Below are 16,545 nucleotides of genomic sequence, written 5' to 3'. Positions count from 1 at the left end.
AAAGAGCGCTATTTTCGCGCGCCCCGAGGTCCAAAACATTGGTCCAAAATGGGGTCCAAAATCCATGAAGAGCGGCTGCAATCTGCGCCGGCGCGCCTCCGCCTATCAGTTCCGTTTCGCCCTGCCGCAGCGGCTTGCGTCTTTCTTAGGGCGGAGAGAGATTGTCGTGGGGCTGCGCACGACCGCCTATCGGCTCGCCATCAAGCGGGCGCGCGTGCTGCGGACGCGCGTGGAGAGGCTGATGGAGGAACTCGATCTCGTTACGGTCAAGGCCGAGGCCGAAAGGCTCGTGCGCGCCTGGATCGACAGGCAGGTGGCGGCGGTCGAGAACAATCTCGCCAGCCATGGCGCCTCCTATTTCGACGCCGAGGAGGCCGCGCGACTCGGGCCGGAATTCCTCCGCGAGACCCAAAATCTGTTCTATACGGTGGCGCGAATCGATCACGAGGATGACCTCCGACCGGCGATCGCCACGCTTCTCGCCGGCCAGATGGCGGAGGCGCGCCCGTTCCTGCGAGAGGCCATGAAGATGGCCTGCGCCGAGATTGGCATTGCGGAAGAGAAATTGGACGGGCCGGCTGGCCCCATGATCGAGCGCGCGGTGCTGCGCGGCTTCCTGACTCTGTTCGATGAGAAGTTCGCCATCGAGGGCGGCGAGGTCGAGCCCGTGCCGCGCAGCGCAGCCGCGCCGGCGCCGCCCCCGCCGCAGCCCGCGGCGGCTCCCGCCCCCGCGCCGGAAAAGCCCTTCTTCGCCGCCTGGGACGATTTCGTCGAGAGCAAGACGAGGGTAAAAGAGTGGAAGGCGGACATGCCGAACAATGCGCGCTCGGCCCGCAACACATTCGAGGCGCTGGTCGGCGATCCGCCGCCGACGCGAATCACGAAGGCGGTCGTCTCCGACTATAAGGCCGACCTCCTTCGTCTGCCGCGCTACTACGACAAGGCGCGCCAGTGGCGCGATCTGCCCCTGGCCAAGGTCGGCGCCGCCGTCGAGAAATTCCGCGACGAGAATCCGAAGGAGACGGTTCCGATGCTCACGCCGACGACGGCCAACAAGCATCTGACCAATCTCTCCACCTATTGGAATTGGCTCGAGCAGAACGGCCGCCTGCCGGAGGGGCTGAAAAACCCCTTCCCCGGCCTCAAATCCAAGCGCCGCCGAGGCCGCGCCGCTCGCGACGAACGGCAGATGTGGCCGGAGACGCTGGAGCGCAAGCTCTACGAGTCGCCCGTCTGGACCGGATGCCTTTCGATCCATCGCCGCAGCAGGCCCGGACCGAATATCTACCGCGACGCCCTGTTCTGGGTTCCGCTTCTCGGGCGCCTGCTCGGCGCCCGCGAGGACGAATTGTGCTGCCGCAAGGTCGGCGACATCAAATTCCTCGACGGCCTCTGCTATCTCGAAATCCGCGGCTCGAAGACCGACTCCTCCGATCGCGACGTGCCGCTGCCGCGCCGCATCTTGGATTTCGGATTCCTGGAATATCGCTTTTACGGCCGCGCGCCGGAGGAGCCGCTGTTTCCGGAGCTGATCGCCCAGGGGCCGGCAAATCGCCATTCGGACGCGTTCGGCGGGCGTTTCAGCCATTATCGCCATAAGATCGGCGTGAAGGAGCCGCTCGTCGACTTTCATTCCTTCCGGCACAATGTCACGACGGACCTCAAGAACACGGCGGGCCTCAACACGGGCTGGATCGACGAGATCACCGGGCACGCGAGCGACGAGCGCATGAGCGAGAGCACGCGCTACACGAAGCTGATCTATCTGACCAATCTGAAGACGGCGATCGACGCGGTGACCATCGCCGCCAATCTGTCGCATCTGCGCTACGACGGCCCCAAGGGCGTCGCGGCGCCGGGCGCGCAGGAGGATATCGTAAAGTTCCGCAAGCTCGCCGAGCAGGAGATGCGCAAGAAGGAGGGACGGAACGAAGTGACGGTGAAATTGAAAATGAAGCCGAAGACAAAGGTGAAGGCGAAGGCGTGAGCGAGCGACAAATAGACGCGCCGGTCGTGTCACAAATTTCTGTCTACGGAGCGACACGCATCACAGCCAACAACACGCGAATAGTGACGTCGCTCGTCGGGGAATGCCCCGCGGACGAGGTCGACGAATTTCGGCGTCGATGATGTTCGTCGACGCCACCGCCACTGTCGCCATCGCCTGCGGCGAGCCCGAGGCGGAAGAACGCGACATACGGCCGGTGTGCGCAGCCCGTCGTTTCATATCGCCCACCGACCCATATTATGGGCAATGACCGATCCGGCGCACTCACGGCCCCATTTACGGCTTGGGGCGGGCGGTTACAGACACGGTCCTGCCGATACCGAGCAATGCCTATCTCTACGCGATCGGCGTCGAGACTCGCCTGCTCTACGGGCCGACCGCAATGGGACCGAAATGCTCATGACGAGCGCCGGCTAGACGCGCATATGGATGGTCCTCCCGACAATCGCGCGATTTCACATCGAGATCGCAACGGGTCGCCGCGCCGCGTCGCTTCCGGTCGAGCGAATAGCGCCGCCTCGAGGCAACGCAGGGAGAATCGGGTGAATGATGGCGCTTCTGTCACGGGTGACATTCGGGATCGTGAGCGCAATGTTGATGCTGCTGGCTCTGGCGCTCGTCGCATTTGGCGCGCTCGAGCTGGTCGCCGAGCTGAAGAAGTCCTGGCGCGAGGGCGGCAATGCGCTTCTTACTGCGATCGGCTATGTCGTCATCGCGATAGCGGTTTTCGACGTCGCCAAATATTTCGTGGAAGAAGAAGTCATACGTCGCCCTGGGACACTCACCGCGTCCGAGGCGCGGCGCAGCCTTTCAAAGTTCATCTCGACGATCGTCATCGCCGTGTTCATCGAAGGTCTGGTCATCGTATTTCAGGTGAGCAAGCAGGACGTAGCGCAAATGCTCTATCCGATAGCGCTGCTCGTGACGGCCGTTCTCATCGTGCTCGGACTTGGCGTCTACCAGCGACTGAACGTCGAGGTAGAGCGCCAAAGCGCCCGAAAGGAGCAAAGCAAGAGCGGCGACGACAAAGACGAGCAGGCTGACGTTCGATCACGGCCACGCTCGACATGAGGCGCTGCGTGGAATTCGAGAAATGTGGGTCCGACCCACGAAAACTGGAGCACGGCCATGAAACTTCGCATCGGCTATGAGCTTCGATACGACTTTCCGCAGCCGACGCCGGCCATCTTGATTCTCAACGTGCATTTCACGCGCGTTTCCGATCTCTCTTGGCCCGACCACATCTCGATTGCGCCCGTTGCTCCGATCTCGGGATACCGCGACAGCTTCGGCAATTGGTGTAGCCGCGCCGTCCTCGGGCCGGGCAGCACGCTCATCTCGACCAACGCGCTGATACGCGACTCCGGCCTGCCGGATATCGTCACCTCGGGAACTTACCAATCGCCTGTAGAGAGCTTGCCGGAGGAAACACTGGTCTTCCTGTTGCCGAGTCGCTTCTGCGAGAGCGACCGACTTCTAGAACTCTCTTGGACGCTATTCGGCGCCGCGACGCCCGGACGGGGCCGCGTGCAGGCGATCTGCGACTTCGTGCATGACCACATCTGTTTTGGTTACGAGCACGCGCGGGCGACGCGGACGGCATGTGAGGCCTATGAAGAGCGTCTCGGCGTCTGCCGCGATTATGCGCATCTGGCCATCGCCTTTTGCCGCGCGCTGAACATTCCGGCGCGCTACTGCACCGGCTATCTCGGCGACGTGGGTACGCCGCCTCCCTATCCGCCCGGGGATTTCGCTGCCTGGTTCGACGCCTACATCGGCGGCGCTTGGCAAACATTCGATCCCAGGAACAACACGCCCAGGATCGGGCGCGTTCTGCTGGCGCGCGGGCGCGACGCAGCGGATGTGGCGATGGTCACGACCTTCGGTCCCAACAAGCTGGAAAATTTTCGTGTCTGGACAGATGAGGTCAGCGAAGACGCCGAATGATCCACGGAGGTCGTGAATCGGCAATTGCTCCCTCGATCTCAATCGGAGCAATCCTCGACAGCGCCCGCGGCTCGTTGGACGAGTTCGTGAAACGCGATGACGCTCGGCCCACGAACAATTCAATGGGCCTGCTTCATCTGCGCATGCAAATCGATGGCCGCCGCAAATCGCTTGACGCGCACCCGGCCTTCACGCCGCAACGTGAACGATATGCCCCCTCCGCGCTCGCGCGAGCAGGTTTGCATGAACCTCCAAACACGTCGGCTTCAGGCCCGCCAAAATCGCATGGGCTCGTGTCGACTCCGCGCCACGTCCATGCACAAAGACCAAAGATCCATCGGCCCTCAATGTTTGCTCACAATCGAGAACGATTTCCTCCGGAATGCCGAGATCACAGAGCGCATCGACCAAAGCGCTCGCGCCGCTGGATGACATCGCGCCGGCGACTTGTCGCTGGATGAGAGGTGCAATGGCGCCGAGCGCCACTACCGGTCCGGTAGACGGCGAAGTCGAGAAGACGCCTCCAGCAGATAGCTCACATAGGCCACCCCAAAATGCGCCATAGTTTTCCCACATTCGGATCTGTCCGCCGACATTGTGAAAGCCCACGCCATCTCTATCAGAGCAATATCCGCGTCCGACGACGCTCAATCGCCCGGTGTCGAAGCCGGCCTGCGATAGCGTCTTGACCGCGGTCGCGGCCTGAAAGTGGTACGCGAAACTCGCGATCGATATTTCATCGATGCGTTTCATGAGAGCCTCCTTTCGAGAAGGCGAATGGGGCGATGAGCGCGACGCTGTGGCGTCGACGGCTGTGAACGCGCCGAGCAGCGGGGGAATGCGCACAAGCCGAATAATTCCGCCGAACGATCCCGGCGAGCGTTGCGCGGCCCGGAGCACGACCACGAGTTTCCCAAAGACGGCGCTCGAGCGAAGTTCATCGAGCCGAGCGGCGCGGACGTTCTGAGCGTCCATGGACGCGATTTATCGCCAACTCGTCCCGTGCACGAAAGGATTGGACTTCCGTTGCGAGATCCGGTCTCGATATCGAGCGGTCGACATCTGTAATATAGGCGCCTTAGCGGCGACGGTCAGCCTCGGTAAATACTCTAGGCGTTGCGCAGGGTCGCCATGGCGATGTCGCGCTTTATTGGGAGAACTTCGACAAGCCCGAATGCAACGAGGAGGCGACATGCAAAATCGACAGATATGCTCGCCTGGGCGTGCTCATCGTCAATCCGACCGACAATTTTCTCGAGCCGCTGCTGATCAGCAGCGCCGCCGAATTTCCTCTCGTCATCGCCTTCCTCGGCGCGATGGGCGGCCTGCTCACCTTCGGCTTGGTCGGATTGTTTCTCGGCCCGCTCATTCTCGCCGTGCTGCTCGCCATATGGCGGAAACGGCTGGAAGGAAACGCGCCCGAAGTGGAGCGCTACCCCCGCAACGCGCCGCATTGATCGATGTCGAGACGATCATTTCGCGTCGACGTCCGCGTCCCGATACGGTGCGTGAAAAAAGCCACTGCTCCGCCGACCTGCCGCTCTCGGCCAGCGCACCCATCTCGAGGCGGCGTCACATGTCGCCGGAAAAGCGCCCACTGCGCCACTCGTTAAACTCCGTATGCGCCCTAGTTAATGACAAACCAACGGGACATAAACCACAGGGGATCATGTCATGGACAAGGAAAGCATCAAGGGCGCGGGACAGAAGATAAAGGGCAAAATCGAAGAAGTCGCGGGGAAGGTTCTCGGCGACAAGGAGCTCGAGCTGCATGGCAAAGCCGATCAGCTCGGAGGCGCGGTTCGAAGCGCGGTCGGAGAGGCGAAGGATACGATAAAGGACGCGATCAAGGACGCCAAGAAAGTCTAAAGCGCGATCTGACTAAGGGAACGGGGCGTCGTCGTCGACCATGGAGGCGTACGGACCTCCAGGCCTCTTCGTCGCGCTCTTTCCCCCGCGCCTCTGCGGGTTTCCCTTCGCGATTTGCACTGTCGGCGCCTGACAATCGGAGCGAAATCGGTTCATCTCGGATTGCGATTTCGCTCCGTCGGCCTAATTCAAGGTATGATCCGGTTCGTGAAATCTCCAGAAATTGCTTTAAGGGAGTAGGCCCATGAACATCAGCATCGAGCACCTCCAGCCGATCGTCTCGCTGCTCGCCGGCGTTCTCATTCTGATCATCCCTCGGCTCCTCAACTACATCGTCGCGATCTTTCTGATCGTATCGGGAATTCTGGGGCTCGGGTGGATCAAGTGACGACGAACGATAGCGCTCCGAAATGTCATCTCCGAGTGGCGACGCACGCCGCCGAAAAACGATAGCGTGCAATTAGGTTTTGGCATTCATTGAATGCATTTCCTCTGGTTGTCGCAGCGTCGGCGCGCCCGAGAGGGCGGGCCGACGCTCTGTGGCGTCATTGAACAATTTCACAGCCGCGCTATGTTTTTTGAAAGAGCTTTCCCGACGACCTGAAGCAGGCCGTCGAAGGCGTCGAGCAGCTCGTTCGAATGTCGATATTGGAAAAAGCCCCTCGCAGTCGGGCTGAATCGAGACGGCCGCAAACGGGGAGACACGCTCATGTCGATCGGGCTCATACTCGTCATTCTCCTTATCATCTTTTTGTTCGGTGGCTTCAGCGGCCGCTTCGGCGGCTATGGCTATGGCTACGGTCACGGCGGCGTCGGCGTGATCGGCATACTTCTGATCATCGTCGTCGTGTTGCTTCTGACAGGACGGCTTTGATCGAAGCCGCCGCCACTCGATCGGTGTAACGTGCATGGAAAGCGCGCGCGGACGACTTGTTCGCACCAACTCAGGCGTCGCGCGAACGGGGTCGGATGAGTCGTCTTCGCCTGCACGCTGAGAAGCACCTCGTCGATCGCATCGGTTGGCTGAGAGCCGCAGTGCTCGGGGCCAATGATGGGATTGTCTCGACCGCGAGCCTGATCGTCGGCGTAGCCGCGGCGACCGCGACGCGAAATGATGTTTTGATCGCGGGCGTCGCTGGACTGGTGGCGGGAGCCATGTCGATGGCCGCTGGCGAATATGTGTCCGTCAGCTCGCAATCCGACACCGAGCGAGCGGATATCACGCGTGAACGTAAAGAGCTCAGCGACAACATCGCGTTCGAACTCGATGAGCTCGCCGACGTCTATGTCACACGCGGTGTCGATCGAGAGCTCGCGCTTCGAGTCGCCGAGCAAATGATGGCGAAAGACGCCCTGACTGCCCACGCGCGCGATGAGCTCGGCATTTCAGAGATCACCACCGCCCGTCCGGTGCAAGCAGCGCTGACATCGGCAGCGACATTTTCGCTGGGCGCCGCCATGCCCCTGCTCATGGTCATCGTGGCGCCGGTCGGCACGCTCGTCCCCGTCGTTTCCGTCGCGTCCTTGGCCTTCCTCGCGCTTTTAGGCGCCATCGGAGCAAGAGCAGGCGGCGCCGATGTTCTGCGCGCGACGGCCCGAGTGACATTCTGGGGCGCATTGGCGATGGCCCTCACCGCCGGCATCGGGAAAATTTTCGGCACGGTCGTTTGAAGATTGGATTCACGAGAGGGGCAACTTTGTGAAAACCGGAGCGAGCGACGCATGGCGGCCGCGCGCGACACGGAACGCGACATTCGCCGCAGCCCGGTCTCGGTCCTGCGACGTTGGATAAGAAGGTCGCCACCGCGGATCGGTTTTCAAGTTGCGAAGCGAGAATCAGGCGATCACGTCCTCGGCGCCCATCCGCTTCGGACACTTCGCAACGTTCGATCATCCAGCGGCCCGCCGGTCCCGGGGGGTCAGACGCCCGATAGACGGTGGAATAGGCAAGGCGAACCCGCCGTGGCGCGCGAAGGTGTGCTGGAGCCGTTCGTAGATCGCGTCCTGCCGTTCGACATGAATGCGACGCACCGCTATTCCGTTTGGCGGTGAAGACGTCACAACGGGCGCCTGTGGGCGTCGTTCCGATCGCAGTCTATGGTTACGTTTTCGAATGGACGGCTTTCTCGCATGACGTCTACGTCGATCTCTCCCACGCTCTACAGGAAACGGCTCCGACGCTCGCCATAACGCTCTGGATCGGCTGGCTCACATTGCGCATATGCCTCGAGCCTCTGCGGCGACGAATTCGTTCGCCCCTGCCCCGTCTCGCCCCATTCCGCTCATCCCGCCGGCTTCGTCGGAAACATCGCAATTCAATAAGCATGGCGGTCCCGGAGGGAAAGGCCAGCGCATGGGAGCCGCCGATCGAGGGCATTGGCGAGCACCAGCCCAGCCACGCGGCCTTATAAAAGTTGCGCAAGATCGTCACGTCTCCGATTCGCACGGCGCCGGATCTCGATGCGCCACCCGGTCCCCGCGGAGGAACGACGGGAGATCGTCGTCGCCTCTTCCGGAGCGCCCGTCCGGCGCACCGGACGCCGAAATGTCCAGATTGGACACGACGCTCTCCTCGGTCGAAGCCTCGACGTCCTGGGTCGCTCCCTCCATCACGCGCTCGTCCGGACCATCCTCGCGGATCGGCCCCGCCTTCTGCTCTTCCGGCTCGTCCGCCTTCAGCTCACCCTCCACCTTTTGAGCCGGCGCGGAATGCCCGCGCGGGGGAGAGCTGCGTCCGCGCTTCGGCGGGACCGAAGAAGCCCCACTCTTGTCGGCGGCGTCGAGCGGCGATCTATCGGGCGCGGCGACCTCATCATCAGCGTGATCGACGTTCGCTTTGTCCTCGTCTCTGACCGGCTCCGGCGCGACCTCCGCGTCCGACGAGGCGGCGCTCGGCTGCGTCTCCTGTTCGTGGACGCTCGCGGCTTCGCGATGATGCGTGGGCTCGTCGCCTTTCCCGTCGTCGGCGCCCGAGAAGACCACGTCCTGCATCTGCGCAACCTGCCCAGCGGCTCCGACGATGGCGCAAATCACCGAAAGCACCGCGGTCCCGTGCCACAGGCTATAGCCGATGCCGCGCACCCGCCGTCCATCCGTGTGACGGATGAATCCATGCGCCTCGAGCGCCTTTTCGAGTTCCGGCGCTCTTTCCCGCAGCTTCACAACGAGGTCCCAGGGCCGCGTGTCGGGCGCCTTCCCGAACTCCAAAAGCGCGGCGCCGAGCGCATGGAGGATAGGGCGCTCGTTCGGGTCCGCCAACAGTTCGTCCATCTTGATGAACGCGCCATGAATCATCTCGACGGTCACACCCGGGATCGGCGTCCCGAGATGCAATTTGGCCGCGCCTTGGCAGGTCTTGAGCCAGACCTTGGTCTCCGCTTTCGTGGCAGAGGCGAGCGCGGCGTTAAGCAGGCTGGACGCCCGGGCGAATTCGCCCAAATCGGGGATGATCATTGCACACCTCGCTACAAGGAAAGATCAGGGTATATAAAAAGCTCACTCGAGACGTTAACCTTGTCAAGGTAAATTTTCATACGAATTTCACAAGGATTTTCCCGGGCCATGAGCAACCATCTCTCTGATCATGCGGACATGATTTTGAAATGTGAGCGCACAGGCCCATAAGAGTTATGGACTCCTACACTCGTTGTTCGATTTAGCGATAAGAAAGCGCTTGTTGAATGAATTTTCAGATTCGTTCGTCCATCGAGCCGCCGTCTAAATTTACGGATACAATCAAATTGGTCCGCCCCAAAGGCACCAAAACGACAATATTCGGCCCCTCGGAGCAATAGCGCCATCGAAAGCGTCGTCGATCATGACGAGCTGGCTCCCCTACGGGATCAGACCTCGAACCAAATTTACATAGGCGCTATGGGGAGCGTTCTAGATAGGTATGTCAGTCCCGCGTTACTCAGGGTTTATGAAACGGATTTGTCCGTCTATGTAACACATTTGTCCGCGAACAAATGTGTTACGTAACGCGACTTTTCGCTTTCGAAATCGACGAGTCCAGCGCCCCTCGATGGGTCAGCCACCTCGATTTTCACTTCTATAAAACATTTTATCACCCGATATCGAACACAGTGTAGCCATATTTATCCGTATGTTATTATCACGTCATTGGCGCCATTTTCGGCCGAATGCATGTGACGCATCCCCTATTCCCGGGCCGCCCAGCGGCCGTCGCCGCGGATCCGATCGCGCCGATGCGTCGGGACACTGAGATAGGAAAATCGGCGTGGCGGTCAGCGAGCAGACGATCTCCGCGTATTTGATCCGGACCTCGCGACTGCGGCGGCGCTGCGCCTGCACGCTCCTGATCGACGTCGCCGCGCTACAATGGACGGAATTCGTCGCGTGGCTCATCATGCAACGGCCGCAGTGGAGCCGATCGACGTGGAGAACGTACAAGCGCGCGATCGTCGAGGTCATGACGCGGGAACATCCGGACGAGCGCGCCGCGCTCGCGGCGTTGGACGCCGCGACGCAGACCGAGGCCAAAAAAAAGACCGGCCGGACGTCAGCCGCCAAGTCGCCTCGCTTCGGACCTGACGAGCGGGAGCGGATATTCGCGGCTCTGCGGCTGGGGAGGTCTCCCCGGGCGCTGGAACTGATCGACTTCATAAGCGCGACAATTGCCGCGGGCCTGCGCCCGACCGAATGGCGCGGCGCCACTCTGGAGGTGTCCGCAGAAGGCGCCGTCCGACTGCTCGTCAAAAATGCCAAGGCCACGAACGGGCGCGCGCATGGCCCGCACCGAACGCTGCACTGGCCAAATCTGCCGCCGGAGACATTGGCGGCGATGTCTCGGACCATTGCGATCGCGCAAAAATTTTCTTCCGCGGCAGAATACGACGCGCATCGCAAAGCCCTGCAAGACCTCCTCGGCGCCCTGAGCCGCCGACTCTGGCCCAATCGCGCCAAGCATTTCGCGCTGTATTCGTGCAGGCGGGAATTCATCGCCCAGGCGAAAATGGTCTATTCGCCCGTCGAGGTCGCCGCGCTCGTCGGGCACAGCGTCGACCGGACGGCGCAGTCGCACTACGGCCGAGTCACGAAATCATCCGGAGGGCGCGACATCACGCTGCCGATCCCGGATCCTGACGACGTTGCCCGCGTGCGCGAGAACGTGGCGCCGCGACTTGCGGCCCTTTCGCGGCTGCACCGGGAGGCGAGCAAGAAGGCTAAATCGCGCGAGGTCGAAGGCTCCCACGACGCGGCTCCGGCCACGGCGACGCCTTTCGCCGAATCCTCGATCGCGGGTCAGGAGGACGCCGCTGCGGAGTCGCCACGATCGGCCGAGGGCGCCGACGCCGACGCGCCGTCCATCGCGCCTGACGCCGGCAGCGCCACCTCCATAGCGGGGCCGGCGATCGACCTCACTCCAGAGCCTCCTGCGCAGGCGGACGAGGCAGAAGAGACCTCAAACCTGGGCGAGCGCCTCCAGATAGCGTCTCGAGACGAGCGACCGATCCCAGATTCTGGGGATGGTCCTCGCATGCGCGAGATCGTCGCGCCGATACCCGCGGCTCCTTCGCGAGCGCATGAGGGCTCCCACGACACGACCCCGGCCGCGGCGGCGCCTCCCATCGTCGCCAATCACGAGGCCGCGAAGTCGCAGCAATCCGCCGAGGGCGTCGACGCCGCTGCGCCGTCCGAGGGGCCGACCCTCGATCCGTTTCCAGAGCCTCCATCGAAGGCGGCCGAGAAAAAGAAGGCCCGAGACGAAGGCGGGCGCCTTTGGCAAAAGTTTCAAACGGAACAGCGCCGGTCGTTGGACGACCTGCCCTCCGGCGCCCGCCACGAGAAAAAGGGCTCCGTTCGCGAACTGGACTCGGTCGCCTCGTCGTCGGACGGCTCGCCCGAAGGCGAGCCAAAGCCCAAGGACATCCCGTAGTCGCCGGGCTTCGGCCGCCGCGACCATTCATGTGACCAAAGAGCGAACGCCGCGCCCGATCGGCGCGGCGACGCTTTATTCATTGTGATCGCGAGCGATCACAATTCGCCCCGCAACGTCGCCATGAAGTTCCGCGGATCGCCCGGCGTGTTGTAGGTGTTGCTGCCGCCGACGCGGGTATAATATTTCTGGTCGGTGATATTGTTGATATTGACCTGCAAGCTCAGATTTTCGTTGATCTTATAGGACGCCATCGCATTGAGAACGGCATAGGCCGACGCATGGCGCGCTTCGTTCAGCGAGTTCACCGAGCCGGAGAGGCCGCTCTGCGCGACGACGCCGGCGCCGACGGTCAGGCCTTGCAGAAAACCGTCGAAGTCGTATTTGCCCCAGATCTTGAACAAATGGGTCGGATACCACGAATTGATCGAACGGCCCGGATTGTTCTTATCGACGAGAAAAGCGGTCTTCATGTAGGTGTAGCCGCCGACGATATCGAGCCCGGGCAGCGAGCGCGCGACGAGAGGAACCTCATAGTCGGCGAAGGGCTTGCCCGAGAACTCTACCTCGACGCCGGTCGACTCCGCCAGTCCCGCCTGGAGATAATAGCCCGGATTGGCCGAATCCGCGAAAGAGCGGTTTCTATCGCGAATCTCGAACCAGGCCGCGGAGGCGTTCAGCTTCTTGTCGAGGAACTCGCCTTTGACGCCGGCCTCCCATTGTCCGCCGACGCGCGGATCGAGCGTCGTGCCGTCGGCTCTCTGCTGAGTCTGGGGAAGGAATATATCGGTATAGCTGCCGTAGAGATTGATCTCGTCGGTCAGACGGAAAATGCCGGCGGCATAGGGTGTGAAGCGATGATTGGATTTCGCGCCATAGGACCAATTCGCGGGCATGCTCGGAAAGGCCGCACGATTTTTCGCGAAATAATTTGTGAGCCTGCCGCCGAGCACGAAGGTCAAACGTTCGATCGGCGTGAGGCGAAGCTGGCTGTAGGCGCCATGTTGCAACGTCTGGTTCTGGCCGCCGACCGTGTAGGGATTGGTATTCGGACCGATATAGTTCGGCCAGAAGACCGGGACATTATTCACCGTCGTGATCGGCGCGCCTTTGTACTCATAGGTGAAGCGATCGTAATTATAGCCCAGCGTCAACGTGTTCTTGATCGGCAACAAGGGCAGCGTGCCGGAGAGATAGGAGTCGAGACCGGTGCGATGATAGTAATAGTTGTAATGGCGGCGCGCATATTGCGTCGACCAGTTGGATGGATTGACGCCAGCATAGGGGAAGGCGTCGTTGAACTCCTGCGTCTGATCACGTCGATTGAAGTTGATTTTCGCGACCCAATCGTCACCGAAGCGATGCTCGAGGCGAACATTCTTGTCTTCCGTATCCCATTTGTATTGCGTCCAATCGGGATAGGGATTCCATGACCTGGACACGTTCAGGAAGTAAGGACTGGTGTTGCCGAAATAGGAAATAGCGGCGACCGGCTGCCCGGTGTAATCGGGATCGCTCGTTCTCTGGCGCGTGTAGGCGACATTCACCAGCGTGTTCGGCGTGATGTCGTATTCGAGAGAGCCATAGCCGAGCCATTTGTTCTCGGGCTGCGACGGCGTGAAGAAGAAGTGCTTGTCCTGGTGCAGCACGAGCGCGCGATAGCGAAATGTCCGTTCTTCATTGATCGGCCCGGTGACGTCGATCATGCCGCGAAAATTGTCCCACGAGCCGGCGTTGAATTCCGTTCGCAGCTTGAATTCGTCCTGCGGCCGCTTGCGGACCACATTGACGACGCCGCCGGGGTTTCCCGAGCCGGAGAGCAGGCCCGAGGGGCCTTTGAGAACTTCGAGACGGTCATAGACGGCGAGATCGAGCTGCTGATAGCCGCCGAGGCCGCTATAGGTCGGAACGCCGTCATAAGCCACGTCGAGGAAATAGCCGCGCGACGCCGGCTGTCCTTGCGTCACATCGTTGGAAATGGCGGAGACGCCCGGAATCCAGAACATCGCGTCCTGAACCGTGTTGAGCTGCATATCGTTGATCTGCGCGCGCGTCATCACGGAGACAGACTGCGGCACCTCCTTGCGCGGCAGCGGAACCTTGCCGGCGACGGTCACGAGCGGCGTCGTATAGGAGCCCGTGCCTTCCGTTATCGCGCCGCGATCGGCGCTATAGGCTTTCTTTTCGTCGCGCTTTTCCGCGCCGATGTCGATCCGCGGCAAGGCCTCCGCGCCATTCGCATCGCTGCGCACGCCCGCATCGTTCTGCGCCAGTATGATCGACACGGCCTTCGCGTCCGGACCGCCGAAGCGATAGGAGAGACCGGTGCCGTCGAGCAGGCGATCCAATCCCTCACGCACCGAGAAGGCGCCGGAAAGTCCGGTCGTCTGCAATCTGCGAGTCACATGCGCTTCATAGAGAAGATGGAGTCCGTTCTTCACGGCGAAGGCGTTCAGCGCCGTCGCCACCGATCCAGCCGGTATGTCGTAGACCATGACGACGCCGCTGCGCTCTTGCGGCGAGAGGGACGCCTCGGCCGGCATTCCTCCCATCGCAAAGGCGCCGAACGCCATCGCCGCAACCGTCGAGCTCATCGCCGCACCCTCGTAACGCAGACCTCTTTTCGCCATCGCCGCTTTCCGTCGAATTGGGTTCTCGGACGCGAGACGACGTCCGTGACCAACTCGACGCCCTCGCGTCGAATTCGGAATGTCCAATGCGAAAAAAATTGTGCGGGAAGGTGTGGCTGGCGCCGCCCGTCATTCCGTGAGCAGAATGAGGTAGTCGGTCAGATGGATCGAATGCAGGCCGAGGAAATATTCGATCTCACGCAGAGAAGTGAGCGGCTCTGCGGTCGAGAAAACGCCGCTCACCCGCCGCGCGCAGGTGGACGCGCGCAGGCAGAGGATATAGCCATGGCGATGACGGCCGAGCGTCGCCAGGGCTTCGCCGAGCGGCCTGTCTTCGACGATCAGTGCGCCGCGTCGCCAAGCGGCGATCGTTTCCGCAGCGGCGCTCGCCGGCGGCCGCGCGGCGGCGTTCGCCTCGTAGAATGTCTGCTGCCGCTCCTCGACAATGACGCGCGCGCCGCCGCTGGCGACAGCGACCGAATGCTCGCCGACGGCGACATGCGCGCCGCCTTCCTTGGTGAGCGCGACGTCGAAGGCGGTGCCGAGCGCCGTCACTTCGCCGCCCGCGGCCTCGACGACGAAGGGACGCGCGGGATCGGGCGCGACCTCGAACCACGCCTCCCCGGACAGCAGACGCACGCGCCGTCGCTCGGCTTCGAAACGGAGCTCGATCGCCGAGCCGCCGTCGAGCTCCACGCGCGAGCCATCGACGAGGGTCGCCGTTCGGCGCTCTCCGACGCCCGTCGTAAGGTCCGAACGCCAGATCAGAGAGAGATCGCCGAGGAAGAATAGGAAGGCCAAGGAGGCGGCCATCAATATTCCGACCGTCGCCATTCGTCGCGACGCCGCGCCCCGGGAGCGCAGCTGACGCGCCGGGCGCAGCGCTCGCGCCTCCTCGAACATTCCGGCGACATCGGCATAGGCGCGGCGATGGGCCGGATCGGCGGCGAGCCAGGCGTCGAAGGCCGCGCGATCCCGGTCGAGGTCGCCGGCCTTCTTCCTGATCCACCAGTCGATCGCCGCCGCATGGACGGCGTCGCCCTCGCCCATTCCCATCTCACCGTCGCTCCCTGCGCGCGGATCGCCATCCGCGCCCGCCGAATACGACGCGCCAATAGGGGAAAAAGGAAGGTCGGGCGGCGAAAAATCTTTCATCCCAGCGCCGCCCAGCAACGCTGCATGGCGATGCTCATATGCTGGCGCACCATGCGCTCGGTGACGCCGAGACGCAGGGCGATCTCGCGAAAGGAGAGATCCTCGAAGGCGCAGAGCTCGAAGACCTCCCGACATCGGGGCGGCAAGGCCTCGATCGCCTCGCGGAGGCGGCGCGCCCGGCGCTCATAGTCGACGATCTCGTCCTGCCGCGCCTCGCTGCTCGGCCGCTCGCCGAGGAGCTGATCGAAGGCGAGATATTTGTGCTCCGTCCGCCGACGCCGGGCCAGGTCGCGCGTGAGATTAGCGGCGATCTGCTGGAGGAAAGCCGGCGGATCGGCGACATCGTCGAGGCGCTCGTGCCGCAGCGCGCGCACGAAGGTCTCCTGAAGCAGATCGGACGCGTCTTCCGCGCCGACGCGACGCGTCAGATAGGCCGTCAGCGCGCGCCTGTTGCGCTCGAACAGGTCGCGAATGAAACGAGTCTTGTTTTCCGACATTCGCCGGCGCCCGCGACGGTCACGACGCGCGCTGCGCGGTCGTCGTGACCGGAGGTGGAAAAACCAGGGTGAAAGGGTCGATCAGCCGATCGACGGAGGCGCGCGGGAGGAGGAATAGCTCGGACGGCCGATGGGCGCGCCGGTCTGCTCGCGATCGACCGACGAAACTTGTCCCGAGTCGAAGCGCGGCGCGAGCGCCGTAAAGAACATGGCGAGGAATGCGAGAGACGCCGAATCTCGAGGACAGGTGCAAAACGCACAATGCGAGTGCTGGCCGCCGTGCTTCACCGGCGCGCCATCGTCTCCGCGAGCGGCGCATAGCGGGCCGCCGTCCTCCCCGCTCGACCAGCCGAAAGACGGGAAGGCCGTCGCCCATCCGTGGCTGGGCGTCACAAAGGGAAGTGAGGCGAGCGCCAGCCAAACGCCGAGCACCGCGGCGAGCGCGGTCCGCAGCCAGGTGAAATGCGCCCATGACGAAGCCATGACGTCATAGGAGACAGGCGAAAGCGTGAGCGTCAAGAAGGAATTGCGCCGCAGGGC

15 protein-coding genes are annotated in these 16,545 nt (G+C 62.5%); 9 read left to right on the top strand and 6 right to left on the bottom strand.

Translation table 11 applies throughout. The features are described 5' to 3' along the window. Positions 1-64: 64 nt before the first annotated feature. The 3 genes from EDE12_RS16540 to EDE12_RS16530 all read left to right on the top strand — a co-directional run bounded on the left by EDE12_RS16540 (position 65) and on the right by EDE12_RS16530 (position 3,955). Positions 65-1,987 carry a DUF6538 domain-containing protein gene (locus tag EDE12_RS16540; protein WP_026600149.1) on the top strand — a complete coding sequence of 641 codons (1,923 nt, stop codon included), beginning with the start codon at positions 65-67 and terminating at the stop codon, positions 1,985-1,987. A gap of 567 nt (positions 1,988-2,554) precedes the next feature. Next, positions 2,555-3,079: a GNAT family acetyltransferase gene (locus EDE12_RS16535; protein WP_198029896.1), complete on the top strand. Its 525-nt coding sequence runs from the start codon at positions 2,555-2,557 to the stop codon at positions 3,077-3,079. Positions 3,080-3,136: 57 nt separating this feature from the next. Further along, positions 3,137-3,955, top strand: coding sequence for a transglutaminase family protein (locus EDE12_RS16530; RefSeq protein WP_026600147.1), 819 nt, complete (start codon positions 3,137-3,139; stop codon positions 3,953-3,955). A gap of 189 nt (positions 3,956-4,144) precedes the next feature. Here EDE12_RS16530 and EDE12_RS16525 read toward each other — a convergent pair whose 3' ends face one another. Further along, positions 4,145-4,708, bottom strand: coding sequence for a hypothetical protein (locus EDE12_RS16525; protein WP_024878681.1), 564 nt, complete (start codon positions 4,706-4,708; stop codon positions 4,145-4,147). A gap of 470 nt (positions 4,709-5,178) precedes the next feature. Here EDE12_RS16525 and EDE12_RS16520 point away from each other — a divergent pair, with 470 nt between their 5' ends. The 5 genes from EDE12_RS16520 to EDE12_RS16500 all read left to right on the top strand — a co-directional run bounded on the left by EDE12_RS16520 (position 5,179) and on the right by EDE12_RS16500 (position 7,495). Next, positions 5,179-5,412 carry an AI-2E family transporter gene (locus tag EDE12_RS16520; protein WP_026600146.1) on the top strand — a complete coding sequence of 78 codons (234 nt, stop codon included), beginning with the start codon at positions 5,179-5,181 and terminating at the stop codon, positions 5,410-5,412. A gap of 217 nt (positions 5,413-5,629) precedes the next feature. Then, positions 5,630-5,824, top strand: coding sequence for a CsbD family protein (locus EDE12_RS16515; RefSeq protein ID WP_024878679.1), 195 nt, complete (start codon positions 5,630-5,632; stop codon positions 5,822-5,824). A 244-nt stretch (positions 5,825-6,068) separates the two neighbouring features. Then, positions 6,069-6,212: a DUF3096 domain-containing protein gene (locus EDE12_RS16510; RefSeq protein WP_083967044.1), complete on the top strand. Its 144-nt coding sequence runs from the start codon at positions 6,069-6,071 to the stop codon at positions 6,210-6,212. A gap of 321 nt (positions 6,213-6,533) precedes the next feature. Next, the gene (locus EDE12_RS16505) at positions 6,534-6,698 is read left to right on the top strand and encodes a DUF3309 family protein (protein WP_064506549.1); all 165 of its coding nucleotides are present in this window, start codon (positions 6,534-6,536) and stop codon (positions 6,696-6,698) included. 95 nt (positions 6,699-6,793) lie between these two features. After that, positions 6,794-7,495 carry a VIT family protein gene (locus EDE12_RS16500; protein ID WP_026600145.1) on the top strand — a complete coding sequence of 234 codons (702 nt, stop codon included), beginning with the start codon at positions 6,794-6,796 and terminating at the stop codon, positions 7,493-7,495. A 756-nt stretch (positions 7,496-8,251) separates the two neighbouring features. Here the strand turns inward: EDE12_RS16500 and EDE12_RS16495 are convergent. Continuing rightward, positions 8,252-9,277, bottom strand: a complete 1,026-nt coding sequence (locus tag EDE12_RS16495; protein WP_026600144.1) for a hypothetical protein — start codon at positions 9,275-9,277, stop codon at positions 8,252-8,254. 787 nt (positions 9,278-10,064) lie between these two features. Here EDE12_RS16495 and EDE12_RS16490 point away from each other — a divergent pair. Further along, entirely contained in the window at positions 10,065-11,723 is a 1,659-nt protein-coding gene (locus EDE12_RS16490) for a hypothetical protein (protein WP_026600143.1), read from the top strand. A gap of 98 nt (positions 11,724-11,821) precedes the next feature. Here the strand turns inward: EDE12_RS16490 and EDE12_RS16485 are convergent, their stop codons facing one another. From EDE12_RS16485 to EDE12_RS16470, 4 genes are all read right to left on the bottom strand, one after another. Continuing rightward, complete coding sequence (locus EDE12_RS16485) at positions 11,822-14,317, bottom strand: TonB-dependent receptor (RefSeq protein WP_166671875.1); 2,496 nt, start codon at positions 14,315-14,317, stop codon at positions 11,822-11,824. Positions 14,318-14,482: 165 nt separating this feature from the next. Continuing rightward, positions 14,483-15,409: a FecR domain-containing protein gene (locus EDE12_RS16480; protein ID WP_348630686.1), complete on the bottom strand. Its 927-nt coding sequence runs from the start codon at positions 15,407-15,409 to the stop codon at positions 14,483-14,485. A gap of 95 nt (positions 15,410-15,504) precedes the next feature. Next, positions 15,505-16,005, bottom strand: coding sequence for an RNA polymerase sigma factor (locus EDE12_RS16475; protein WP_026600141.1), 501 nt, complete (start codon positions 16,003-16,005; stop codon positions 15,505-15,507). An 81-nt stretch (positions 16,006-16,086) separates the two neighbouring features. Next, entirely contained in the window at positions 16,087-16,524 is a 438-nt protein-coding gene (locus EDE12_RS16470; RefSeq protein ID WP_026600140.1) for a hypothetical protein, read from the bottom strand. Between the last annotated feature and the right edge of the window lie 21 nt (positions 16,525-16,545).

The sequence above is a fragment of the Methylosinus sp. sav-2 genome (assembly GCF_004366495.1).
In the GTDB taxonomy this organism is placed as follows: Bacteria; Pseudomonadota; Alphaproteobacteria; order Rhizobiales; family Beijerinckiaceae; genus Methylosinus.
The sequence above is the reverse complement of the archived record's forward strand: the minus strand, read 5'-3'. Positions and strand labels throughout refer to the sequence as shown.

What these genes read in the sequence shown, in the direction of transcription:
- EDE12_RS16540 (WP_026600149.1), top strand. Translation starts at nt 65, where the DNA reads ATGAAGAGCGGCTGCAATCTGCGCCGGCGCGCCTCCGCCTATCAGTTC.
- EDE12_RS16535 (WP_198029896.1), top strand. Translation starts at nt 2,555, where the DNA reads ATGATGGCGCTTCTGTCACGGGTGACATTCGGGATCGTGAGCGCAATG.
- EDE12_RS16530 (WP_026600147.1), top strand. Translation starts at nt 3,137, where the DNA reads ATGAAACTTCGCATCGGCTATGAGCTTCGATACGACTTTCCGCAGCCG.
- EDE12_RS16525 (WP_024878681.1), bottom strand. Translation starts at nt 4,708, where the DNA reads ATGAAACGCATCGATGAAATATCGATCGCGAGTTTCGCGTACCACTTT.
- EDE12_RS16515 (WP_024878679.1), top strand. Translation starts at nt 5,630, where the DNA reads ATGGACAAGGAAAGCATCAAGGGCGCGGGACAGAAGATAAAGGGCAAA.
- EDE12_RS16510 (WP_083967044.1), top strand. Translation starts at nt 6,069, where the DNA reads ATGAACATCAGCATCGAGCACCTCCAGCCGATCGTCTCGCTGCTCGCC.
- EDE12_RS16505 (WP_064506549.1), top strand. Translation starts at nt 6,534, where the DNA reads ATGTCGATCGGGCTCATACTCGTCATTCTCCTTATCATCTTTTTGTTC.
- EDE12_RS16500 (WP_026600145.1), top strand. Translation starts at nt 6,794, where the DNA reads ATGAGTCGTCTTCGCCTGCACGCTGAGAAGCACCTCGTCGATCGCATC.
- EDE12_RS16495 (WP_026600144.1), bottom strand. Translation starts at nt 9,277, where the DNA reads ATGATCATCCCCGATTTGGGCGAATTCGCCCGGGCGTCCAGCCTGCTT.
- EDE12_RS16485 (WP_166671875.1), bottom strand. Translation starts at nt 14,317, where the DNA reads ATGAGCTCGACGGTTGCGGCGATGGCGTTCGGCGCCTTTGCGATGGGA.
- EDE12_RS16480 (WP_348630686.1), bottom strand. Translation starts at nt 15,409, where the DNA reads ATGGGAATGGGCGAGGGCGACGCCGTCCATGCGGCGGCGATCGACTGG.
- EDE12_RS16475 (WP_026600141.1), bottom strand. Translation starts at nt 16,005, where the DNA reads ATGTCGGAAAACAAGACTCGTTTCATTCGCGACCTGTTCGAGCGCAAC.